Below are 23,695 nucleotides of genomic sequence, written 5' to 3'. Positions count from 1 at the left end.
AAGAGGCTGTCTTCCCGGAATGTAGTATCCCGGGGTGACAGCCTCTTATCGTAGGTAAGATTCTCGGCGGTTTACCTTTGAGCCAGTTTAATCTGCTGTTTTAGGGCAAATAAATCTTCTTCCATTGCTGACATGCGGTCCGTCACGAGCGAAGCGGCATCCTCGATAGCCTGATTATATGCGTGTGGTGCACATTCTTGGAGAACAAAGTCAAGCAGCAGTTCAGCAGGTAATGCCCCAATCTCCTGGTCCAATTGTTCCTGCATATAGATTTGCAGCTTCATAACGAGTTGCAATTTTTGTTCCTTTGGGAGCTTCAATCCTTTCATTTCAGGCCCTCGCGTTTCTTAATATTCCGCATTTGCAGTATACCGGTTGCCGGAATTCCAAAGCAGGAATTCTTCGACACCGTTGTCGTGGAGTGCTTTGATTTGCGCGTCCACTTCCTTTTTTCCGTATTTGATATGCCCTGGTACCCAACTGGCCGTGAAATCCTGAATCCAAGGACGGATTACCGGCTTCATGGAACCTATAGAGGCCAGCTTTTTATGGGTATCTTTCGTCGCGCCGTCAATGGTTTTGTAGGGTGCGGCATCCGGTACTTTCGCTCCAAACCATCCCTCAGTATAATGCGAAGGATAGATCATAGGGCAGATGACGTCCACATTTTTGGAGATTTTCAGAAAATCTTGGCCGATGCCTTCCGCAGCCGGAACAGAGGCGGCATAACCGAATATATCGACGGACACTCTTACGCCCAGAGGATTAAGCTGCTCTCTGGCATACTTAACGAATTGCTCTACTGCTTCGGTACGTTTGCGCTGGTCTTTAAAGAAGGTTAAAGAGTCCGCTTTTTTCTCAAAACCTTCCGGAAACCTGACATAATCAAACTGGATTTCTTTAAATCCTGCTTTGGCCGATTCCTTGGCAATGGCGATGTTATAATCCCATACTTCTTTTACATAAGGGTTCACAAAGCTGTCGCCTTTTCCGTTCTTCCAGACGGTGCCGTCTTTCTTTACGAAGGAAAGGTTCGGCTTCTGTTTGGCCAATACGGAATCTTTGAAGACTACAATCCGGGCGATCGGGTAGATTTTGTGCTGCTCTAGGGTGGACATCAGTTTTTTAATATCCTTAATAATCGGTTTGGTAGTGCCTTTGCCGGTTATCTGCGGATTTTGGCTGTTGTATGTAACGTAACCCCAATCGTCTTTAATATCGATGACCATCGCATTCAGTTCGGTCTGGTCCAGAAGTTTCAGTAGCGATTGCATTCTGGAGCCTGCCACACTGTGGGCAGTTGCATAGACGCCCTTAACGACAGGAGCGTCTTTCTGAGGATCTGTTTTTACCGCTGTCGGTTGTGTGCTTCCGGAAGCTGAAACAGGGCGGGCAGCGGATTGCTGATGAAGGGATGCCAGCAGCAGTTTTTCCGTTGTAAGGTCGTGTTCGGTATTTCCGTGGTTCCCAAGTAATAACATAGCTGCCAATAAAAAATCCATGATGTAAACTCCTCCCAAGTTGAGCCTATTGCCTCTTACCCCATTATAATGGACTCTAATCCAGAGTCATAGCCCGGGAAATAATTTAAATTCCTTTTGTGTTTTCCGGGTAACTGGGTTACCATATGTAACGATAGAAATGGACTACTACAAAGAGAAAAGAGACCCGGAGATGAATAATCAAATCGTTAAGCTACGTGCACTTATTTTCAGTTACTATGCGATGCAGGCGGTCTTGCTTCCGTTTTTGCCGCTTTATTTTGCCGAACAGGGCTATGATTCCTTTCAAGTAGGCCTTCTTATGATGATCGGTCCGTTCGTCGCCGTATTTGCCCAGCCGATGTGGGGTTATATAAGCGACAGGCTGCAGACGGTAAAAAAAATTGTATTTCTGCTATGGAGCTTTACCCTGTTATCAAGCATCGTTTTATTTACGGCTCAAAGTTTTGCAGTTTCTTTTGTATGCTCACTGCTGCTTTATTTCTTCATGATGCCTTCCTCGCCGCTGCTGGACGGCCTGACGATCAGTTCTGCAGTGAGAGCTAACATTTCTTACGGCTCTATACGTATGTGGGGGTCGATCGGCTTTACGGCTGTTGCCATCCTTTCCCCGTATATTTTGGACCAGATCGGCGGAATTCAAAACATTAAATATATTTACTGGGCTGTATGGATTCCAGCGTTTGTCTTCTTATTTATGGTGAAAGACGTTCCGGCTGCCGGAAGCCCGGTCACGCTCCGTTCGGTTCGGTCGATTTTCTCCAACCGCAGCTTTCTGATTTTCCTGCTGATGGTATTCCTGTTGATGATTCCTCACCGGATGAATGACAGTTTATATGGTCTTCACCTAAGCTCGCTTGGCGCTTCGGAAACGATGGTAGGCTGGGCTTGGGCGATTGCTGCCTTCGGCGAAGTTCCGGCGTTCGCCATTCTCGGCAGGTACATGCACAGGTTAAACGAGCTTGCTGTTCTGGGCATTGCTGCTGGTCTTTATGCGATACGCTGGGTCGTTTATGCGTATGTGACCGATCCGGCCGCACTGATGTTCCTTCAATGCACCGCTGCTTTTACATTCGGAGTATTTTGGGTCACTGCCGTCAGCTATGCGGTTCGCCTTGTTCCGGAGCATCTGCGGTCAACAGGGCAGTCCTTTCTGGCTGCGGTATTCCTGGGGCTTGCCGGCATCACGGGCGGCTCTGTAGGCGGTTGGATTCGCGGAGAGTATGGAGGAACAGGCATGTATTTATTTGGAGCTGTCCTGGCCGCTGCCGCCTGTGCGATGTTTTTGTACACTAGGGCTTCAAAGTACAACCAAAGTGTTCAGGAGTAAGTAATTTCAAGTTGTTAAGTATCCTTCTCATTCCAAGGCATGAACAGCGAAATAAAAAAAGACGCCTTAATGGATCAAGGCGTCTTTCTGTTGTTCACAAATACTGTACTGGATAATCTCCAGTGCATCCTGCTTCTGCAATACCCCAAGTCCATCCCGCAGAACGATGTAGGAATTGAGCTCCTCCTGCGTCAAGTAAGGATACATCTCGGGTGTTAATTTCTCTACAATACTGGATAACTTCACTGTTTCCATTTCCACAAAAATCACCCTTCCAATCGAATTTGTATTCGTATCAGAAAAAGCATCCTTTCCGTGAAACCAGGTAAACCGGGGTCGACCAGAACTGTATGAAATTTTCGGAGGAACGGGACTTTCGGAATCATTATAGCATATCTAGATCAATAAATACATGGGTGTGTAACCGGACAAGGTGAGCTCTAGGTACGCCGGAATTCTCCCCATACAGCAACGGTTTCAACGATGTTAACAAAAGCCTTAGGATCGGTTTCCTTAATGATCCTCTGAAGTTCCACTAATTCGTACCGGGTCGTGACGGTCATCAGCATTTCGCGGTCCAAGTGCGTGTAGCCCCCTCGGGTTCTTATAATCGTAACCCCTCTATTAAGCTTCATCAGCTTATCGAGCAGGGTATCGGTCTGGCTGGTAACGATCATGGCGGTAACTTTAACGTGCTTAATATGTATGATATCGATAATTTTTCCCGTCACAAAGATAGAAATCATAGAGAATAGCGCGAGATCCCAATTCTCTTTAAACCCGAGCGCCAAGATTACCAGGCCGTTCAACGCGAACAGCAGTGAACCTAGGGGGAAATCCCGGTTTCTGGTGAAAATGGCCCCTACGATATCAAAGCCGCCGCTGGATCCGCCAACCCGTAAAGAAATTCCTGTGCCGATCCCGATTAATACGCCGCCGAATACGGCACCCAGCAATTGATCGGAAGGAACGCCGGAAGTAGGCAAAATCTGCATGAACCAGGTCGTAACCAGAATGGAAACTGCGCTGTAGCCGACAAAGCGCTTTCCAAGGACGAAGTAACCCCAAATAGCGATAGGTATATTCAGAAGCAAATAGATAAAACCGATGTTCCCGCCGAAAAAGTAACCGATAAGCATTGAGATACCGGATATTCCCCCGCTGAGCAAGCTTAGCGGAATCAGGAATAGGTTAAACCCGGCAGCGATAAAAGCCGCCCCAAGGGCAAGAATCAGTATGTTCCAAACCTGTTTCAAACGATAGTCACCTCAGTAAGTAGTATGGTTTGTTCTGACAACATCATTCATTATATAGGCAAAAGGGACGAAGGAAAACAGCTTTTCTGATGAGGATTGCCTATTTCCCGCATAAAGTTGGCAATCATGGTGAACATTGTGATATAATATGTTGGATATTCTTAAGGGCGGCTAAATTTTTCCTCCGGGCAGAGGAATTTGTTTTTTTGGGTGGTTCAAGGCTGGAATGAAATCGGACCGCCATGTTAAAAATGAAGTTCGTAGGGATACTAAAATAAGTGCTGAGTCGAACTTAAGAGTACAGACATAGAAGGACGAGTACGTCCTCACGAAAAGGAGTTTGAAATCTATTGATTACATTTAGTGAACTTGGCCTGGAGCCAAAGGTCATGCAATCCATCAGCGAAATGGGCTTTGAAGAAGCTACACCGATTCAAGCAAAGTCCATTCCGGTCGCAATTACAGGAAGAGACTTGATCGGTCAAGCGCAAACCGGTACGGGAAAGACAGCAGCATTCGGTATTCCGCTGATTAACAAGATCTCAACTTCCGAAGACAAGATCGTAGCTTTAATTATGGCGCCTACGCGGGAATTGGCTATTCAGGTTGCTGAAGAAATTGAGAAGCTGGCTAAGTTCAAAGGAATCCGTACGCTTCCGATCTACGGCGGACAGGATATCGGTAAACAAATTCGCGCTCTGAAGAAGAAGCCGCAGGTTATTATCGGAACACCGGGACGTTTGCTTGACCACATTAACCGCAAGACCATCAAGCTGGATTCCGTTGAGACGGTTATCCTTGATGAAGCCGATGAAATGCTGGATATGGGCTTCATGGAAGACATCACTTCCATCCTGAGCCTGGTTCCGGAAGAGCGCCAGACGATGTTGTTCTCCGCAACGATGCCTGCAAACATCCGCAAGCTGGCGGATCAGTTTCTGAAGAACCCTGAGCATGTTTCGGTCATCCCGAAACAAGTCAGCGCGCCTTTGATTGCTCAATTTTATGTGGAAATTCACGAGCGCCAGAAATTCGATGCGTTAAGCCGTTTGTTGGACATGGAAGCTCCTGAATTGGCTATTATCTTCGGGCGGACGAAGCGCCGGGTTGACGAGTTGGCCGAAGCTCTGCAAAAGCGCGGTTACACGGCTGACGGCCTGCACGGGGATCTTTCGCAGAACCAGCGTGATGCCGTTATGCGCAAGTTCCGCGACGGCAGTATTGACGTATTGGTTGCGACAGATGTTGCAGCTCGCGGTCTGGATGTCTCCGGTGTGTCTCACGTTATTAACTTTGACCTGCCGCAGGATCCGGAAAGCTATGTTCACCGGATCGGTCGTACGGGCCGTGCAGGGAGAGAGGGTACTGCCTGGACGTTCGTTTCTCCGCGGGAGATCGATCACCTGCATTTCATCGAAAAGATTACGCGCCACAAAATCACGAAGAAGCCTTTGCCAAGTTTAGCTGAAGCGATCGAAGGAAAACAGAAGCTGACGGCTGAGAAATTAATCGAGGTTTTGAACAACGAGGAATCCAATGAGTTTAAGGGCATTGCGATCCAATTGCTGGAACAGTATGACTCCGTGAACCTGCTTGCTGCAGCTATGAAGCTTCTTACAGGCGAACGCAAAGATGTGAACGTTGAGCTTACGCCGGAAGAGCCGCTTCGTGCGAAGAAGAAGCGCTTTGGCGACAGCAAGTTTGGCGGCAACAGACGCTTTGGCGGCAGCTCCTACGGATCCGGCGGCGGACAAAGAAGTTCCGGCCCCCGCACCGGCGGACGTCGTGAAGGCGGTTGGAAAGAAGGGGAACGCCGTGACGGCGGAACGGGCAGAAGCTATTCGAAAGACAGCCGTCCGAAATCCGATGGTCCCCGCAAGCCCCGCAGCAATTTTGCAGAAACAAGGTGAAACGGCTGACGCCGTCCTTTAGGCGGATAGATCGTTTCATTCCGGAGAAATATCAGAACAGAGTCTAATGAAATAACGAAAAGACGAAGGACCCGGGTCCTTCGTCTTTCTTTTTCGATTCATAGTCATATTGACTTTCACTGCTTCTGAAGATGGATTAGTACATGAAAGTCATGCTGATAATTACCAAAAGAATGAATAGAACCAGAATCGCTCCTGTGGAAGTGAAGCCGCCGTAACCTGCTGCTGTCATATATGAGTGCCTCCTTTGTAATCATAGGATATCTGGTAACAATTATAAGATATGCCGGCAAAGCTGAACCGATTAGACGTCTACCCAGACAAGGGGAAAATGGGCACTGGAGAATTTGTCGAATGTATATTATAGTTAGGTTATAATTGTGTAAACGCTATAGATTTGAGGAGGCAACGTCAGTGGAAATGAGAGGTTTGATGGGGGGCTTTTATAAGATCTCTGAGTGGATCATGAGGCTTTCCGTTATTAATTTGCTTTGGGTCATCTGTTCCGTCCCGTTTATTTTTGTAGTCATCGGTTTCCTGCAAGGATTTGCCGCTGCTCCTGATACGTCCGGGCTTGTAGTCGGTTATTTGCTGATCGGGATTGTAGGCTCCTTGACGTTCTTCCCTGCTACGGGGGCCATGTTTACAGTGGCACGCAAATGGGTGACAGGCGATGAAGATGTGCCATTGTTCAAGACATTTTTCCGCGGATATAAAGAAAATTACAAGCAAAGCTTTCTGGGCGGGTTGGTCTATACGCTGATCAGTGTCGTATTTTATGTCAACTTCGTTTTTTATCAAGGGCAGAACGGCAGCTTCCAGCTGGTAGGTTATCTGTTTATTGCTTTGTCCGCTTTCTTATTTGCTTCTATGTTTCATTTCTTTTCCGTGATGGTACATTTTCATATGAAGTTTTTGCAGGTGCTGAAGAATGCGCTGCTGATCACGATCGGGCGTCCTGTTACTACAGTTCTGCTACTGGTTGTAAATCTGTTCGTTCTTTACATCAGCTTCTTCCGGTTCACGTTTCTCATTCCGTTCTTTATGGGCAGTATCATTGCCTATATGTCCTTCTTTCAGTTCCACCGGATCTTCACTAAATCCCAGTTAAAGCTGGAACAAGAGGCGCTTGCCGCGGAAGAAGCAGCAGAAGAGGAACGAAAGGCTTCGGAAGCAGTGGAAACCAAGGAAAATTCTTAAACTTGCCTTTGGCCGGCAAAATCACTATAATAAGAAACATCATCCTGCGATGTACGTAACGGTTCTCAGTTGTTTTGAACCAATGACTGTTTCACGGGAGTTCAATAAGACAGCGCGGCTGAACTGCCCCACGAACGGGGACTTCAAAAACGCTGCTGAGGACACCCACCTGCGAGAGCGGGTTCTGAAACACAGGAACCGGACGGCATAAGCGGGACCCATTATTACATAAACAGACCCTTTACGGGTCTTTTTTTGTTTATAAGGATTAACCTGCAAAAGCAGACAAGTTCACGGCCCTTATTGATCTTTCAGGAACAACAATGGTAAGATAGTGTATAACACAAAGTAGCAACGGACTTGAATAGGGGGTACAACACTTTTGTTAAAGAGAGTATTAACCGGATTAATCCGCAGCCATGAGCAGACAGGAGAGAAAGCCAAGGATCCGCTGCTGAAGACAAGATATTACCGGATGGCAGCCGACGACTTCTGGGAGGAAGTACTTTCCGCCGTTAAGAAGATGCCCGGATATAAAGTTTTGCACGAAGTGAAGAGCGTTGGAGAGATCGTACTGGAGAAGAAGACCTTTACGGGACGGATTCAGGACATTACTTTGACGCTTGTGAAAATTAACCCTAATAAGTCGGCAATTGATGTTTATTCCGCTTCCCGCGGTTCGCTGGGGGACTTGGGATCAAATTACCGGACCATTCTTGACATCCATTCGGCTTTAGACAGGAAATTAAAGGATTATAAAGCATCTGAATAAGGACTGGCTGTGAGCCGCATCCTACAGGCACTAAGATGCCTGGCTTCGATGAAATAGGTCAGCAACCCAAAAAGCGAGAGAAGGGGAGTCCTTCCTCGCTTTTGTCATGCGGTTATGCGATATGAGATGTCCGGATTACAGCAGTGCTTTCACAGCGGCAATCGCTTGATCATAGTTAGGGTGTTCTGTCATTTCCGGTAAGTATTCTACGTATTGGACAACATCGTTAGCATCCACTACGAAGATAGACCTCATGTCCAGTTGGAATTCCTTGATCAGTACGCCATATGCCGTACCGAAGGATTTCGTCTTGTAGTCGGACAGAGTTACAAGTTTGTCCACTCCGGCAGCTCCGCACCAGCGGGCTTGTGCAAACGGCAGATCCACGGAAATCGTAAGAACTACTACGTTGTCTCCCAAGTTAGCCGCTTCTTCGTTGAATCGGCGGGTCTGCATATCGCATACGCCGGTATCCAGGGAAGGAACAACACTGATCAGTTTAATTTTGTTAGCGTATGTAGCCAGCGTTACTTCCTCAAGCAGGTTCTTGTTGACATGGAAATCAGGAGCTTTATCTCCTACTTTGATTTCGGGACCAATCAGGGTGATCGGGTTGCTCTTGAATGTGGCTGCGCCAGTACGTTCTTGGGACATGATTATGTTCCTCCTTTAAATTAGGTAAGGTTAAGTTTACCAACGTACTCATTATAAACGTTTAAATTCAACATTGTCCAATGCGGAACTTGATGCGGAAACGGAGAGATTCAGGTGGAGTTAAGACAGCTTCAGTATTTTGTAAAAGTGGCGCGGAAGCAGCATGTAACACAGGCGGCGGAAGAGCTGCATGTGGCACAATCGGCGGTCTCCAGGCAGATTCATCAGCTGGAAGAGGAGCTGGGCGTGAATTTGTTTCTGCAGAAAGGAAGGAACCTTCAGCTGACTTCTGTAGGGAAGCTGTTTCTGGCCAGGGTGGAAACGATTCTGGGCGATTTACATCGGGCTGTAAATGAAGTTCATGAGTTTCTGGATCCCGAACTTGGGGAAATCCGGCTAGGCTTCCCCCATAGCCTAGGTATTCAACTGATTCCTTCTGTAGTCTCCCAATTCCGTAAAGAGCATCCGAATGTTAAATTCCGGTTCAAGCAGGGGATGTATAACTCTTTGATTAAGGATGTGGCTGAAGGAGAAGTGGACTTGGCCTTTATTTCGCCAAGTCCGGAGAAGCACGATCAGGTTATAAGCGAACCGTTGCTCACAGAAGAGCTGTACGCCATTCTCCCGCCTAATCATCCGCTGTCGGGTTGTGAGTCCATTAAACTGGCAGAGCTGAAGGACGAGTCCTTTGTACTCTTCAGAGAAGGGTATTCTCTAAGGCCGATCGTTTGGAATGCATGTTTGAAAGCGGGATTCACCCCGTCGATCGGTTTTGAAGGAGAAGAAACGGATACGATCCGCGGACTGGTGGCGGCGGGGATGGGCGTAAGCCTGCTTCCCGGGATGGCTTTGTTCGAGACAAGCTTGCTTCAGCCGGTGAAAGTCAAAGTAAGTGAACCGGATGTAACACGGACCATCGGGCTGATTCGGCGCTCCAATGAAGAGCTTCCGCTGGTGGCGGAAGTATTTTATAAATTTTTACTGAGCTATTTTGCCGGTTCCATCGGGAAAGGCAAATAAAAGAACCGCTGCACGAGACCTCTGGGGATGAGCGGCTTCGTTTAGCGGTTGAAGTATCTTCTTATATAAGAGAGGGGTTGAGCCATTCGGGCTCAACCCCTTTTCCTTTTAGTCTTCGTTCCGGCCTGTGAAAATGAGGATATATTTCAGAAGCTCAAGGACAGAGATCAACGCTGCCGCAACATAGGTAAGTGCGGCGGCATTCAGAACCTTGGCTGCCCCCCGCTCTTCATCGTTGCTGATGAAACCTTCTGCGATCATCTGGTTCCGGGCCCTGCTGCTGGCGTTAAACTCCACGGGAAGCGTAACGACTTGAAACAGGACGGCTGCCGAGAAGAAGATGATTCCCAGGCCAAGCAGGAAGTTAAACTGTTGAAAAATAAGACCGGCAATGATTAAAAACGGTGCCGTCCCGGATGCGAAGCTCACGGCCGGGAACATCCTGTGACGCAGCGTCAGCATAGGATAGCTCATCTTGTGCTGAATGGCATGGCCGATCTCATGGCAGGCTACGGAAACCGCAGCAATGGACTGTTCATAATAGACCGGTTCGGATAGACGGACAACGCGGTGAATCGGATCGTAGTGATCAGTAAGCCTTCCCCGCACCGGTTCAATCGGTACATCCCGGAGTCCGTTGGCATCCAGCATTCTTCTGGCTGCTTCGTAGCCTGTCAAACCGGTAGAGACAGGTACCTGGGACCATTTGTTAAAGGTGCCCTTCACACGAAACTGGGCCCAAATCGATAAGCCGAAAGCGGCGAAAATGAAGAAGTCCATAAAATGAAACCCGTATGGATAAAACATACAATTCTCCCTCCGTTGAATGAAATATGCCCGCTGGCCGGGGAGTTGTGTCATAAGAGCTTACATCAGCGGCCCCTTGCCAAGAAGCAGCAGCAGTGACTCGATAACGGCTGCGCTTTGCGGTGTTAAATTCTTAAATACGTTCTGAAGCTGATTTGGTTTCAACTTCTCGATGATCGGACTAAGTTCCTTGACTTCACGCTCCAGCTGTTGCATATGCATCTGCAGAGCGGTAAACCTCTCCGCTAACGCTTCTTCATTGGATACTTTGTTCCAACTGCGCAAAGAAGTTCTTATTTCTTCTAACGTATACTTCTCTTTTTTCATCATCTCAATACGTTTTAGCCGAGTCAGTGTCTCGTCGCTGTAAAGCCGGTAGTTCTTATCTGAACGTTTCTCCGGCTGGATAAGCCCCAGTGTCGTGTAGTAATCGATCGTTCTCTGGCTGACTTCGGAGAGTCGGGCGAGTTCTCCGATCCGGTATAATTGGCTCACTTCAGCTCACCTCTTTACTTGTTGTGCGATAAATGCCCGTCATAACTAAAATAATGATACTTCAATCTAAACTATACAGTCAAACGTAATGCTTTGAAACAGACCTAAGTCGGGGAAGTTATGCCGAATGTACGTTAACTATAGTGACATGTGCATCTGAAAAACGAATTATCTTATACAAGAAGACAAGTAACCTACGTTTTTTATGAATATTTACACAAATATATATTGTCAAAATAGGAATAACAGACTATAATGACATTAAGTTTATCACGTAATGTTATATTATATGACATTATTTAAGGGGAGTGGTTGAAATGGTAAAGAAATCATTAATCGCTTTAGGTGCAATGCTGCTTATGTTCCCGACGCTGGCATTCGCGGAAGACCCTGCTCCGGCAACGACGATCGGTCTGGATTCGGTATGGGTTATGCTTGGGGCTATTCTGGTCATTTTGATGCAGGGCGGATTTATTCTATTGGAAACCGGTTCTACCCGAATGAAGAACGCAGGACATGTGGCAGGTAAAACGATCTTTACGTTTGGACTATGTTCCCTGATTTTCTGGGCGGTAGGGTATGGAATCGCCTTCGGCAGCGGCGGCAACCCGATTTTGGGATTGGCGGACTTCTTCTTTAATCCTTCTTTTACTATTGAGGGTATGTATGGAAGCTCCGTATTTTTCTTATTCCAACTTGCTTTCGCAGGCGTTTCTCTCTCCATTGCCTGGGGAGGATTCGCTGAAAGAGCGAAGCTGTCGGTTTATTTGATTTTTGCAATCCTGTTCTCCTCTATAGTTTACCCTGTGATTGCACACTGGATTTGGAACGCGGACGGCTGGCTTGCCAAGGACGGTGCCCAGGACTTTGCAGGATCCACTGTCGTTCACTTGACGGGGGCCGCTGCAGCTCTGGCTGCAACGATCCTGCTCAAGCCTCGGATCGGCAAATTTAACAGAGACGGCTCTGCCAATGAAATTTTAGGACACAACCAAGTGTACACAGCTCTCTCGGTACTTTTATTGTGGGTCGGCTGGTTCGGATTCAACGCAGGTTCCACGGTGTCCGTTGGGGACGGATTCTTCGGTTTTGTAGCATTTAATACCCAGCTTGGCGCCGCAGGCGGCGCTGTAGCCGCGCTGCTGATCTCCTGGGTAGTCATGGGTAAGGCCGATATTTCTACAATGCTGAACGGCGCTCTTGCCGGTCTGGTAGCAATAACTGCATCTTGTGCCTATGTAGATCCTTGGGCAGCCATTGTGATTGGTTTAGTTGCCGGACTGCTCGTATTCGGAAGCACCAAGTTTTTTGAGAAAATCAAGGTCGACGATCCGATTTATGCGCTTTCCGTCCACGGAGCGGCAGGAATCTGGGGAACGCTGGCGAATGGATTCTTTGCAACACCTGATCTGGTGGAGAAGGTAGGTATCGGAAAAGCCGGATTGTTGTACGGCGGCGGCTTTGAACAGTTGGGTGTTCAAGCATTAAGTATTGTTGCCTGCGGTGCTTTCGCATTTGCAGTGTCCTTCGTACTTCTTGGTGTAATTAAGGCGCTGAACGGCCTTCGCGTAACGGAAGAGGAAGAAATCATCGGTCTGGATTTGAGTGAACATGGCGCATACGGTTATCCGGAACAAATGAAGAAAGAAGGAACGATTACGGCATAATAGAAAGCAGCACTCTATTATAGCTTCATATTGCGGGGGGAGGCCCATGCAAGCAGAGATCATAACGCATGTGCTGGACAGTATTCGTCACTCAAGGGATGTCAAGGAGCTTCGTGCCGTTCGTGATAAGTTTCATGAACGGTGTGGTCCTCCGGTTCCGGAATCTCAGAATGAAACTTATGTCCAAGAGATAAATTTGATACACGATGCCTTGATCAGGAGGACTATTCAATTGTCGGAGCAGCGTTTGGCCGGCGACGGGATGGGTCCTCCTCCTGTTTCCTACGCGTTCGTCTTGTTTGGCAGCGGAGGCAGGAGGGAGCAGACGTTATGGAGTGATCAGGACAACGGTTTAATCTACGCTGATCCGAGCGTTGAAACTGCGGAAACGGCCTCCAGTTATTTTGAAGCTTTATCCGATCTGATCGTCTTTAATCTCCAAACAGTGGGGTATCCTCCTTGCGAGGGCAATGTGACTGCCATGAATGCACAATGGCGCAAGAGCATCACCGAGTGGAACCAAATGATTTACAGCTGGATGACAGCCGGCACCTGGGAGCAGATCAGGCATTTGCTGATCGTAGCGGATGCGCGATGCGTTTACGGCAATCCGGAAATTGCGGAACAAGCCGCACAATTTTATGCTGAAACGTTCAGGAACACACCGCAGGTTGCCGAATCTATGCTGAACAACACGCTTCGGCACAAAATTTTGCTTGGTGTATTCGGCAATTTTCTGAAGGAACAATACGGTGAAGATGCCGGCAGCATCGATATTAAATATGGAGCTTACATTCCTTTTGTCAACGGGATCAGGCTGTTATCTGTCTGTTCAGGTATCACCGAGACATCCACATTAGCCAGGCTCGCGGAGTTAAAGCGCAAAGGCAGCCTGCAGGCGGAAACTCTGGAGCGCTGGGCAGAGTCCTTCGTATTTATTATGATGCTGAGATCAACGGCGTCCCATAAGCTTGAATCAGGGATGTTTACAACAAGCGGAAAGCTGAAGGTTAAGCTGTTGACTAAAGAGGTGACGGAACGGCTGCGTTCTTCGCTCCGGGACGGCAAAGGGTTACAGCGCACAGTTCAAAAAACCGCAGCAGCCTTTGCCGCGAAGGGCGGTGGGTCCAGATGAGCAATGACAAGCGTACAGGCGGGCTATGGAACTTATACAAAATGGGCGGCCTTACACCTGCAATAACATCCATGTACAATCCCCGCAATGCGCAGCAGATGGCATTCATCCGCTCTATGATGAAAGAGCAGCGCAAACACTCACTGTACGACCTACCGCTCAAAGAATTGGAAATTGTCGTTTTTGATCTGGAGACAACCGGATTTTATCCGAACAGCGGCGACGAAATTTTGTCCTTCGGAGGGGTGGTTGTACTCGGAAGCCAAATTCAGGAGAATAAGACGTTTTACAGCCTTGTCAACCCGAAAAGGAGAGTGCCTGAACACATCGAGTTACTTACGGGGATTACGAATGAGATGGCGGAGAGTGCTCCCGAACTGATGGAGGTCCTTCATAATTTCATGGAGTTTATCGATAAAAGGCTCTTAGTAGCCCATGCCAGCGGTCACGATAAACAATTTCTCAATGCGGCCTTATGGAAAACCTCGAAAGTAAACTTAACCCACAGGCTGCTCGATACGATGATGATCGCCAAATGGCTGGATCCTAAGAGACCTTCCTACGGGTTGGACGAATTGCTTGAAAGCTACCGGATACCTGTAACGGTAAGGCATCAAGCTTTGGAAGATGCCTTGATGACAGCCCGGTTATGGGTGAAGTTTATGGGAGAAATCGAATCTCGCCAAGTGGCGACACTAGGTGATTTGTATGCTTACTTAAGCAGGCACTAATAATATACCGCACATGACAAAAGCTGACCGAAACGGTCAGCTTACTTTTTTGTCCGGCTTAATTAGAAAAAATACCAAGGCCAGGGTGACGGCAGATAAGATGGATACGGAGATAAAAATCAACTTGTGTGATTTTTCCATCATCCAGCCGAATAAAGGAGGCCCGGCGGCCACTCCGAGAAAGCGGAGAGAGCTGTAAAGGGATGTAATCATCCCGCGTTCCCCTTTGGACACAGAGCCGGTGATCATGGTGTTCAGACAAGGAACTAACAGGCCTGTGCCGACACTGCTTAACGTGAGGAGCCCAATGAAAATATAGATCCTGTCCAGAAAGAAAATCGTAAGAGCCAATGACACGCTCATGATTACCAAGCCAATGTTCATCAGCTTGCGCATCAGTATGCCGTTCTTTTTGATGATACTTCCGGTAGTATACGATGTGACCACGAGACCCAGAAGCGGGATCGCCAGAATCGCCCCTTTAAGGACACCGTCAATGTTGTAAGGATCTTTTTCCAGAATATCCGACAGGTAAAACAGCACGCCAAACAATATAAACAAGGCGAGGGAACCGGCGAAAAAGGACGGGACGAGCCATTTGCCATTCTTTTGAAAAATATCCCCGATCGTATGCAAATATTTCTTCAGGCCGGTCATCGGTTTTTCTTTTTTCGGTTCTTTAATGATAAAGATAACGGCTAAAAGGGAAAGAACACAGAATACCGGAAAGGCAAAAAATGGGGCGTACCAGACAATCATGGCGAACAGAGAACCGATAATCGGACTTAGAACCTTCCCTGTCCCGTTAGAGGCTTCAGTAAGTCCCAGTGCTTTACTTTCCGTACCGCCTTTATATAGATCCCCGACTAGCGCCATCGCAATCGGAGCCGTGCCTGCCGCCCCCAACCCTTGAACCGCTCTCGCTATGATCAGGATGGTGTAGGAATTCCATACCGCCCCGAAACCTGCAAGGATTCCTGCCGCCCCATAAACAATGAGGGAAGGGATAATGACGGCTTTCCGGCTGAACCTGTCAGACAAATAACCTGCAATCGGTATAAACAGTCCTGCCGTCACCGAAAATAAGGTAATAACCAGGCTGCTTTGAAACTGGCTGACCCCCAGCTCCCGTTCCAAATCGGGCAAAATAGGCACAAGCATGGAATTGCCAAGCACCATAACAAGAGGAATGGAGGCGATAGCGATAAATTGCCATAGAAGTCCTTTACCGGAAGACTTTCCTTTGCTGCCGGAAGACTTTTTCTCATCCTTTTCGTCATGGAAGTCCATTTCACTTTCGAATGAGATGTCCAAAAGCTTCTTATTCTTGGTATGCTCCATAGGGAATGGCTCCTCCGTTAATCATTGTTACCGATAAGATGCCCGGGACATAGGGGAGTCATACCTTTCAAAACCTGCCAGTCTAAGTAAGGTGAGTAGTGGATACGCTTCGCTTGGTAAAACTATTGCAGAAGGGTTATAATAACGATAGATGGAACAAAGGTGGCGCAGACAAGTGATGAATTACAGGAAATGGATCGTAATTACGGCAGCTTTCATTGTAGCGGGATTAATCGGATATCAATTCAACGCTTCCAAGGAAGCTTCTGCAGTAACTATGGAGCAGGCACCGAAGAAGAATCATATGGCGCCAAGCTTCTCCCTGAAGAGTATGGATGGAGGGTCTTATCAAGTAGGGGGAACCCGGGATAAAATGCTGCTATTGAATTTCTGGGCTTCCTGGTGCGGTCCTTGCAAGGAGGAAGCGCCTGAGCTGAAAGCATTTTACGATCAGAATCAGGACCGGCTTGATGTCTATGCTGTAAACAGCACCATGTCCGACAAACAGGAAGACGCAGTTGCGTTCGTAAAACAGTATGGCTTTACGTTTCCGTCCTTCCTTGATCCCCAGGGTAAAGTATCCGATTTATACAGCATTATGGCATTTCCGACCAGTTATTTGATCGATCAGGAAGGGATTATCCGGGAAGTCATTTACGGGGCGGTCGATCCGAAAGAACTGAAGAAACAGATCAGCCGATGGTCTCGATAACCTCAATGAATAAGAAGAAGCCGCTCATGGGATGAGCGGCTTATTTGTTAATGATTGATAATGCCGATCTTGCCGAAGGTCGGCTCGGCAGCAATTTCCTGCTTCACTTGGCCCAGAAGCGCGTAACGGATAGAATCCACCAAGGCTTCCCAGCTGGCTTCAATCAAGTTTGGAGATACGCCGACGGTACTCCACGAATGGTCTGTATTGGCCGATTCGATCAGCACGCGTACTTTCGCTGCCGTTGCGTCTTTTTCATCGATTACACGCACTTTATAGTCAGCCAGATGCATATTCATAATATTCGGATAATATTGGACGAGAGCTTTCCGCAGGGCGTTGTCCAACGCGTTTACAGGACCGTTGCCCTCGGCAGCAGTATAGATCTTTTCTTCGCCGACTTTGATTTTTACGAAAGCTTCCGAAACGACAGCCTGATTGGCGTTCTTCTCGACGAAAAGCTTGAACGACTCCAGTGTGAAAATTTCTTCCGTTTGCCCGAACGCATCTCTAAGTAAAAGTTCCAATGAGGCGTCAGCGCCCTCAAACTGGTATCCGTGATGCTCCAAACTCTTGATCCGGTCGATAATTTCCTTGGTCTTCTCGCTGTTCGAATTCATATCCAGGTTCAGTTCCTGCGCTTTCAGCATTACGTTGCTTTGGCCTGCAAGTTCAGAGACAAGCACCCGTTGTTTGTTGCCGACTAATTCGGGCCGGATATGTTCATAGGTTTTGGCATCTTTCATAATGGCTGATACATGGATTCCGCCTTTGTGAGCGAAAGCGGCATTTCCGACATAGGGTTGGAAGACAGGCATATGAACGTTGGCAATTTCACTGATGTATCGGGCAGAGCCGGTTAATAGCGTTAGCTGCTCGTCGCTGATGCAGCTATAATTCTGTTTCACCTGCAGGTTCGGAATGATCGAGCAAAGGTTCGCGTTTCCGCAGCGCTCGCCATAGCCGTTGATCGTGCCTTGCACTTGGCGCGCACCTGCGTTGACGGCAGCCAGTGAATTGGCAACTGCTAATTCGCAGTCATTGTGAGTGTGAATTCCAATCGGGCTTTGGATTTCCTGAACTACCCTTGTAACGATGTCATGCACTTCGCCGGGCAGTGTGCCGCCGTTCGTATCGCAAAGCGTAATCCAGTCTGCTCCGGCTTCCGCCGTCTTCTTCAACACAGCTAAAGCATACTCAGGGTTATTCTTGTAACCGTCGAAAAAATGCTCCGCATCGAAAATCGCTTCTATGCCCTGCTGCTTTAAATATCGTATGGAGTCATAGATCATGGCCAGATTTTCTTCAAGTGACGTTTGGAGGGCAGTGTGAACATGAAAGTCCCACGACTTGCCGACAATCGCCGCTGCTGCTGCGCCTGATTCCAGAATGCGGTGAAGATTCGGGTCGTGCTCCGCCACGGAATCTTTACGGCGGGTAAAGCCGAATGCAGTAATCTTGGCCTTCAGGTTCAACTGCTTGGCCCGCTGAAAAAACTCGATGTCCTTCGTATTGCTGCCGGGGATGCCGCCTTCAATATAATGAACACCCAGCTGGTCAAGTTTCTGTGCAATCTTGATTTTATCTTCAGCGGACAAGCTGATGCCTTCGCTTTGGGTCCCGTCGCGCAAGGTCGTGTCGAAGATTGAGATCTGCGTCGTCATGTTATGTCCTCCTTAACTAGAAGCGTCCAAATATAATTCATTATTATATCACCGATGTAAAGCGTTGTAGACAACTTTTTTGGCAGGACGGAACGGGCATTGACCCTTATCCCGGCAAAGTCGTATGCTAGAGAGTGAAGAATAGTACTGGAAGGGACATGGTATGAAAAAGGTGCACGAGTATTACCCCTCCAAAGGGAGGGTGATCCTCCACGTGGACATGAATGCATTCTACTGTTCGGTGCATGAAGCGGAAGAACCGGATAAATACCGCGGCAAGGCGTTGGCAGTTGCCGGTAGCGTGGAGCTGCGCAAAGGAATTATCGTTACTTCATCTTATGCTGCGCGGAGGCTTGGCATTACGACCGGCATGCAAGTGGGGAAAGCGCTGAAAATAGTTCCGGGGTTAATTCTCCTGCAGCCGGATTTTCATTTATATAGAAGATACTCGCATGCTTTTATGGATATAATCTATCAATATTCTCCCGTCATGGAGGCGTCGTCCATCGATGAATGCTATGTCGATATTACAGGATCGAAGCAGTTCGGCACGCCTTTGGAGATAGCTGAAACGATCCAGAAGCGGATCTTGAATGAATTGGGATTGCCCTGCTCGATCGGAATCGGTCCGAATAAACTGCTGGCCAAGATGGGGTCCGATATGAAAAAGCCAAGCGGCATAACCGTACTACGCATCCGGGACGTTCCATCGCTTCTTTGGGACAAGCCTTGTTCCACGATGTACGGAATCGGGGGCAAAACGGCAGAAAAGCTGAAGCATCTACGTATCCATAACCTGGGCGAATTGGCGAAGGCGGATGAAGGGATGCTGATCAGGGAGTTCGGCGTAACCGGTTCCTGGTTGAAGCGGGCAGCCAACGGGTTGGACGACACACCGGTGAATACCGACAGGGAACAAAGCAAATCCATTGGACATACAACAACGCTGCCTCAAAATATTACGGAGACGGCCGATGTGAACAGGGTGTTTTTGAACGTTGCGGATCAGGTCGCCAGAAGGCTTAGAAAACAAGAGCTGGTAGCGGCGACAGTCCAAATCACGATCCGGAATCCGGATATGCAAACGATTACCCGTTCTTCCACGCTGGAGGTGCCCACCGAGGATGCAGGAGTTATCTATAAAGAAGCTTGCAGGCTGTTCGAGCTTCATTGGCGGCACCATAAGCCGATCAGGCTGCTGGGGATCACTCTTCAAAATCTGACGGCCAGGGAGGAAGCGGCCATTCAGCTGGATCTATTCAATTATGAAGCGGCACCGAAGAAAGCGGAATTGAACCGGACCCTCGATCTTCTGCGGGATAAGTTCGGAGAAAGCGCCGTACTGACGGCAGGAATGCTCGGAGACGATCCGTCCGCGTTGATCCGGAACCATCGTGTACGCGGGACTTCCCTGCAGATGGACCATTTGAAATTGAGAAAGGAAAGCGAGGAGTAGCGCGGGGAAGGATGGGTAAAATACTAACGGCCGGAACGTGTAACGAGAACAGTTATCGTTTGAACTTTCAAAGCGTATGTATTATATTGTAGATAGCATGTTTTAATCATTTGAGCTCATATCGATGGAGGTTTGTTATAATGGCTAAGTATACTTGGGTAGAGAAAGACACATGCATCGCTTGCGGAGCTTGCGGCGCTACTGCACCTGACATTTACGATTACGACGATGAAGGGTTGGCTGAAGTGATTTACAGCGCCGATGCGAACCGCGGAAATACAGAAATTCCGGAAGACCTGTACGATGATATGCAGGATGCAGCGGACGGATGCCCAACGGATTCTATCAAGATCGCGGACACTGCTTTCAACAAAGAAGGTTAATTGCGAATATAGGAAAGCCTCTTGTTCTTAGGAACGGGGGGCTTTTTTTGTGCTTGGTTTCCTTACTCCTCGGAGAAATTTGGTGAAACAGCTCATAACCATGTCAAAAATAATAAAATTTTACCAATCTTCCAATTGCTTAATGCCTATCTGCCATCTAAAATAGGAGGAAGAAAGTACTAGAAAGGTACATATTGGAAGGGGTAAACCAACGTGGGAATGAAGGTGTGGACGAGACCGTACTCGCTGCTGCTTGCAGCGGTATTGCTGTTACATATGTTGAGCATGACGCTCCTGCCGGCTGCGGAAGCCAAGACAAGCAGAGCGGCGAAGATCGTGGAGTTGTCAGGAACGGTGAAAGTTAAGAAAGCGGGAGGCAGCCGGGGCTTCTCCGCTTTCCGGAATATGACGCTGAATCAAGGGGATCAGGTCTCGGTAGGCGCCAAATCAAGCTTGACGCTTCAGATTGGCGATAGAACCGGAGATGTGATGACATTTGCGGAAAACAGTTCATTCTATGTGTCGGATTTGAAAAATTCAGCCGCCGGAGGCAAGAAATCCAAGCTGAAACTTATATCAGGATCAGTATACAGTTCGGTTTCGAAGCTGAACGGAGATGACGAGTTTCAAATTGAAACGCCGACGGCAGTAATGGGCGTGCGGGGAACGCATTTTGTCGTTGTGGTGAATCCAATGACCGGCGTGGTTTCAACTGTTGTCATGTCGGGGGTAGTCAAGAGCACATCCATTCAAAACATCAGCACGGGCGCCGGCAATGCACAGCAATCGAATACGGTACATTTATACCCTGCTCAGCAAATCCAGTTAGATACTAGAACAGGGACCGGTCCGATCGAAGCCAGAGTAGAAGTGGTGAATATCGGCCAATTGATAGGAAACAGCTCTCCCGATGTCATTAAGGCGATGATCAGCAATGCAGCCTCGATTCAAAAAGAGAATGAAGCTTTCATAGAGCAGATGATGCGGACACTGGAACAAGGCGGCAAGAAGCTCGAAGAGAAGAGCGCTTTGGTTTTTGCAAGCCAGGATGACTTGTCTAACATTGCTGCTAATTTGAACAATCTGATCGGTAATGCAGCCAAAGAAGCTTTGAACCAGAAAAAAATAGAGAAAAATTTACTGGACAAGCTGATTGAAGAGGCAAATAAATCAATCGGCAATCCCGCCCAAAAAATCGATGTAACGAAAGTGAAACCGCTGGATCCGCAAGCCGGTTTGGATAAGGCGCTGGAGAAAGAGAGAGAAGCGATTAAGAAAGAAAAGCCTGCTTATCTGGACGAGGAGCAGTTGATTAAAGAAAACCGCGAGAGGCTGGAGCGCCTGCTTCGTCAGTTGATAGAGTCCCAGAAAACTTTAGAAGAAGCCAACCGGGCCAAACTGGAAGCGGAGCTGAAAAATGCCCAGGAGAGATTTTTAGCTCAATTAACCGAATCCGAGAAGGCAAAGTTTAAGGAAAATAAGAAAAATAACCAAGGGAATCCCAGCAACGGGAACAGCGGAAGCGGGAATTCGAATCCTCCTTCCGGAAAGGGTATTGTAAAGGCCGTCCCTTCCAAGAGTTCGGTCAAAGCGGGTGAATCGTTTACAGTCAGTGTGCTTCTTGACCGCATTACGGATTTGTACGGCTTGGAACTTCACCTCTCCTATGGACCCGGTATCGGACTCGATGCTCAAGCGGGTGCTGAACTTGGCACAGGCACTATTTTCAATAAAGACAGAAGCGTAGAAAGCTTTAAAGAAGTGAAAGGAACGTCGGCTAACGAGGCGCGGAACGAATTCGTTTACGTCATTTCTCATTATGGCAATGTACAGGGCGTATCGGTAAATTCTGAACAGGTGCTTGCGGTAATCCCGATGAAAGCTTCCGCAGATTTGACTAATATTAATATAGAGGTAGAGGCGAAGGCAGTAAAAGGCGACGGAAGTTTATTTTCGCTGGATAAATAAATAGAACAGATTGTACATTTTGGGGAAATAAGGGGAGTAAGCTATGTGGAAACAAGTTACGATGCCGGTTTTGGCGGCTGTGCTTACGTTGGGCGGGACGGCTGCCGCTGATGCTGCCGGACAGAAAAGTACGATCTTGAAGCAGCGGGCGATGTATGAGGTAACGACGGCGGCAGGGAGCGGAGATTTTTCCGAAAAGGATGGGCCCGCAATGGAGGCCGCTTTTCGGATGCCGTCCGGTGTGGAATTGGCAAGCGACGGAACGCTGCTGATTGCAGATACGAAGAACCAGCAAATCCGACGCATTCAGGGGGGGAAGGTGTTAACCCTTGCCGGAAATTATATTAACAAAGATGCAGAAAACCTACCGGTGGGCGGATTATGGGACGGCCCGGCTAACGAGGCTTTCTTTAATGGGCCTCTAGGCATTTCAGCTGACGGTCTTGGGAATTATTACGTGGCCGACAATGATAATCATTCAATCCGCAAAATCGACAGGAATGGAAATGTAAGTACCATAGCGGGCAGCGGAGTTTTCGGTTCGCAGGATGGAGCGGGCAAAGAAGCCGGCTTTCATCACCCTTCTGATGTGGCCGCGGCTCCGGACGGAATACTGTACGTGGCCGATACGCTGAATCATCTGATCCGAAAAATCGATAGAAACGGCAAGGTCACTACTTTAAATGCAGCATCGGACAGGCTGGTAGAGGTCTTTCCCGGGGAAGCAGCCCCTGCAGGGGACTTCAAGGACGGACCGCTGCAGCACGCCAAGTTTAATGAGCCTACTTCCGTTGCCCTCGATGGAAAAGGAAACTTATATGTCAGCGATTCGGGAAATCAGAGGATCCGATATATCGACCTAAAGGCGGGTACGGTCTCTACCGTTGCAGGCGGGGGAGCCGGGTTGCAAGGTACTGCCTATAATCCTAACGAGCTTTATGCTGCAGGAGATTATATCAATGGCAAAGCTCCGCAAGCCAAATTCGACAGGCCTGCAGGTATTGCCCTTACATCGGAAGGCGGGCTGCTTATAGCCGATATGCTTAATCATGCGGTACGTTATTTGTTTAACGGACAAGTTTACACTCTAGCTGGAAGCATGGACGCGGAGCGCGGGGAAGCAGACGGTGTTGCGGCTTATGCTCTGCTCGATCGTCCTGCGGATGTTGCGGCCGGTCCCAACGGTGTTATTTATATCGCGGACTCATCCAATCATAAAATCCGGAAATTGGCCCCCTATCAATTCCCTGAGGGAACTGCTAAGGGCGGTCCGCTGAAAGTATTATACGGGCAGAAGGCAATAGGGAAGAATGCCAACCCTATTAGCGTCCGCTCCAGAGTCATGATCCCTTTGCGCGCTGTGACCGAGGCTCTGGGATACAAAGTCTCCTATGGCAAAATCGGTGAGGTCCTGTTAAGCAAAGGAACTTCGAGCATTGAACTGAAGCTGGGAAGCACCCAAGTGAGCGTAACGGAAAATGGAAAAGCGAAAACCGTAACGACCGATGCCGCACCGTTTGCGAAGAATGGAACAACATTCGTTCCTGTTAGATTTTTCGCTGAAGCCGTTCATATGGATGTGCAGTGGAATGCGGCTTATCAGGCAGTGATTTTAAGAGACCGTATTGTTCTAAAGTAAAGGCGAGGCAGCTATAACATGAAAAACCCGGG

General features: G+C 48.2%; 23 protein-coding genes and 1 other RNA gene. 14 read left to right on the top strand and 10 right to left on the bottom strand.

What is annotated here, in order from left to right:
- Positions 1-71: 71 nt before the first annotated feature.
- Together ACFSUF_RS12545 and ACFSUF_RS12540 are read right to left on the bottom strand one after the other, a co-directional pair.
- Positions 72-329, bottom strand: coding sequence for a DUF2164 domain-containing protein (locus ACFSUF_RS12545; protein WP_377603253.1), 258 nt, complete (start codon positions 327-329; stop codon positions 72-74).
- A gap of 18 nt (positions 330-347) precedes the next feature.
- Complete coding sequence (locus ACFSUF_RS12540; RefSeq protein WP_377603252.1) at positions 348-1,502, bottom strand: putative glycoside hydrolase; 1,155 nt, start codon at positions 1,500-1,502, stop codon at positions 348-350.
- A 172-nt stretch (positions 1,503-1,674) separates the two neighbouring features.
- Here ACFSUF_RS12540 and ACFSUF_RS12535 point away from each other — a divergent pair, with 172 nt between their 5' ends.
- A complete protein-coding gene (locus ACFSUF_RS12535) occupies positions 1,675-2,832 on the top strand; it encodes an MFS transporter (RefSeq protein ID WP_377603251.1) in 1,158 nt (385 codons plus the stop codon).
- A 66-nt stretch (positions 2,833-2,898) separates the two neighbouring features.
- Here ACFSUF_RS12535 and ACFSUF_RS12530 read toward each other — a convergent pair whose 3' ends face one another.
- Positions 2,899-3,102: a hypothetical protein gene (locus ACFSUF_RS12530; protein WP_377603250.1), complete on the bottom strand. Its 204-nt coding sequence runs from the start codon at positions 3,100-3,102 to the stop codon at positions 2,899-2,901.
- Between the two features lie 170 nt (positions 3,103-3,272).
- Positions 3,273-4,088: a YitT family protein gene (locus ACFSUF_RS12525; protein WP_377603249.1), complete on the bottom strand. Its 816-nt coding sequence runs from the start codon at positions 4,086-4,088 to the stop codon at positions 3,273-3,275.
- Positions 4,089-4,438: 350 nt separating this feature from the next.
- Here ACFSUF_RS12525 and ACFSUF_RS12520 point away from each other — a divergent pair, with 350 nt between their 5' ends.
- Positions 4,439-5,998, top strand: a complete 1,560-nt coding sequence (locus tag ACFSUF_RS12520) for a DEAD/DEAH box helicase (RefSeq protein ID WP_377603248.1) — start codon at positions 4,439-4,441, stop codon at positions 5,996-5,998.
- Positions 5,999-6,155: 157 nt separating this feature from the next.
- Here the strand turns inward: ACFSUF_RS12520 and ACFSUF_RS12515 are convergent, their stop codons facing one another.
- Entirely contained in the window at positions 6,156-6,251 is a 96-nt protein-coding gene (locus tag ACFSUF_RS12515; protein WP_377603247.1) for a YjcZ family sporulation protein, read from the bottom strand.
- 188 nt (positions 6,252-6,439) lie between these two features.
- On the opposite strand from ACFSUF_RS12515, the gene ACFSUF_RS12510 reads away from it, so the two are divergent.
- From ACFSUF_RS12510 to ACFSUF_RS12500, 3 genes are all read left to right on the top strand, one after another.
- Positions 6,440-7,219, top strand: coding sequence for a YesL family protein (locus tag ACFSUF_RS12510; RefSeq protein ID WP_377603869.1), 780 nt, complete (start codon positions 6,440-6,442; stop codon positions 7,217-7,219).
- 38 nt (positions 7,220-7,257) lie between these two features.
- A non-coding RNA gene (ssrS, locus tag ACFSUF_RS12505) (6S RNA) lies at positions 7,258-7,441 on the top strand.
- A gap of 160 nt (positions 7,442-7,601) precedes the next feature.
- A complete protein-coding gene (locus ACFSUF_RS12500) occupies positions 7,602-7,991 on the top strand; it encodes a DUF1499 domain-containing protein (RefSeq protein WP_377603246.1) in 390 nt (129 codons plus the stop codon).
- 135 nt (positions 7,992-8,126) lie between these two features.
- On the opposite strand, the gene tpx is transcribed toward ACFSUF_RS12500, so the two are convergent.
- Complete coding sequence (gene tpx, locus ACFSUF_RS12495) at positions 8,127-8,645, bottom strand: thiol peroxidase (RefSeq protein WP_377603245.1); 519 nt, start codon at positions 8,643-8,645, stop codon at positions 8,127-8,129.
- Between the two features lie 114 nt (positions 8,646-8,759).
- On the opposite strand from tpx, the gene ACFSUF_RS12490 reads away from it, so the two are divergent.
- Positions 8,760-9,665: a LysR family transcriptional regulator gene (locus tag ACFSUF_RS12490; RefSeq protein WP_377603244.1), complete on the top strand. Its 906-nt coding sequence runs from the start codon at positions 8,760-8,762 to the stop codon at positions 9,663-9,665.
- A 108-nt stretch (positions 9,666-9,773) separates the two neighbouring features.
- Here ACFSUF_RS12490 and ACFSUF_RS12485 read toward each other — a convergent pair whose 3' ends face one another.
- Positions 9,774-10,472: a zinc metallopeptidase gene (locus ACFSUF_RS12485; protein ID WP_377603243.1), complete on the bottom strand. Its 699-nt coding sequence runs from the start codon at positions 10,470-10,472 to the stop codon at positions 9,774-9,776.
- Positions 10,473-10,532: 60 nt separating this feature from the next.
- Positions 10,533-10,967, bottom strand: coding sequence for a MerR family transcriptional regulator (locus ACFSUF_RS12480; protein ID WP_377603242.1), 435 nt, complete (start codon positions 10,965-10,967; stop codon positions 10,533-10,535).
- Positions 10,968-11,284: 317 nt separating this feature from the next.
- On the opposite strand from ACFSUF_RS12480, the gene ACFSUF_RS12475 reads away from it, so the two are divergent.
- Genes ACFSUF_RS12475 through ACFSUF_RS12465 form a run of 3 tightly spaced genes read left to right on the top strand, consistent with a single transcriptional unit; the run spans position 11,285 to position 14,500 of the window.
- A complete protein-coding gene (locus ACFSUF_RS12475) occupies positions 11,285-12,634 on the top strand; it encodes an ammonium transporter (protein ID WP_377603241.1) in 1,350 nt (449 codons plus the stop codon).
- 46 nt (positions 12,635-12,680) lie between these two features.
- Positions 12,681-13,769 carry a DUF294 nucleotidyltransferase-like domain-containing protein gene (locus ACFSUF_RS12470; protein ID WP_377603240.1) on the top strand — a complete coding sequence of 363 codons (1,089 nt, stop codon included), beginning with the start codon at positions 12,681-12,683 and terminating at the stop codon, positions 13,767-13,769.
- A complete protein-coding gene (locus ACFSUF_RS12465; RefSeq protein WP_377603239.1) occupies positions 13,766-14,500 on the top strand; it encodes an exonuclease domain-containing protein in 735 nt (244 codons plus the stop codon). Before ACFSUF_RS12470 ends, ACFSUF_RS12465 begins: the two co-directional genes overlap by 4 nt.
- 36 nt (positions 14,501-14,536) lie before the next feature.
- On the opposite strand, the gene ACFSUF_RS12460 is transcribed toward ACFSUF_RS12465, so the two are convergent.
- A complete protein-coding gene (locus tag ACFSUF_RS12460; RefSeq protein WP_377603238.1) occupies positions 14,537-15,841 on the bottom strand; it encodes an MFS transporter in 1,305 nt (434 codons plus the stop codon).
- Between the two features lie 178 nt (positions 15,842-16,019).
- On the opposite strand from ACFSUF_RS12460, the gene ACFSUF_RS12455 reads away from it, so the two are divergent.
- Positions 16,020-16,553 (top strand): redoxin domain-containing protein, encoded by a 534-nt coding sequence (locus tag ACFSUF_RS12455; protein ID WP_377603237.1) that lies wholly within the window; start codon positions 16,020-16,022, stop codon positions 16,551-16,553.
- A 47-nt stretch (positions 16,554-16,600) separates the two neighbouring features.
- Here the strand turns inward: ACFSUF_RS12455 and cimA are convergent, their stop codons facing one another.
- Positions 16,601-18,217 carry a citramalate synthase gene (gene cimA, locus ACFSUF_RS12450; RefSeq protein ID WP_377603236.1) on the bottom strand — a complete coding sequence of 539 codons (1,617 nt, stop codon included), beginning with the start codon at positions 18,215-18,217 and terminating at the stop codon, positions 16,601-16,603.
- A gap of 163 nt (positions 18,218-18,380) precedes the next feature.
- Here cimA and ACFSUF_RS12445 point away from each other — a divergent pair, with 163 nt between their 5' ends.
- The 4 genes from ACFSUF_RS12445 (at position 18,381) to ACFSUF_RS12430 (ending at position 23,663) form a co-directional block, all read left to right on the top strand.
- A complete protein-coding gene (locus ACFSUF_RS12445) occupies positions 18,381-19,673 on the top strand; it encodes a DNA polymerase IV (RefSeq protein ID WP_377603235.1) in 1,293 nt (430 codons plus the stop codon).
- A gap of 140 nt (positions 19,674-19,813) precedes the next feature.
- A complete protein-coding gene (locus tag ACFSUF_RS12440; protein WP_377603234.1) occupies positions 19,814-20,056 on the top strand; it encodes a ferredoxin in 243 nt (80 codons plus the stop codon).
- Positions 20,057-20,275: 219 nt separating this feature from the next.
- Positions 20,276-22,024, top strand: a complete 1,749-nt coding sequence (locus tag ACFSUF_RS12435) for a FecR domain-containing protein (RefSeq protein WP_377603867.1) — start codon at positions 20,276-20,278, stop codon at positions 22,022-22,024.
- A 43-nt stretch (positions 22,025-22,067) separates the two neighbouring features.
- On the top strand, positions 22,068-23,663 hold the full coding sequence (locus tag ACFSUF_RS12430) for a stalk domain-containing protein (RefSeq protein WP_377603233.1): 1,596 nt from the start codon (positions 22,068-22,070) through the stop codon (positions 23,661-23,663).
- The last annotated feature ends 32 nt before the right edge of the window (positions 23,664-23,695 follow it).

It is taken from the genome of Paenibacillus gansuensis, from assembly GCF_042684925.1.
GTDB classification, from domain to species: domain Bacteria; phylum Bacillota; class Bacilli; order Paenibacillales; family DY6; genus Paenibacillus_N; species Paenibacillus_N gansuensis.
The sequence above is the reverse complement of the archived record's forward strand: the minus strand, read 5'-3'. Positions and strand labels throughout refer to the sequence as shown.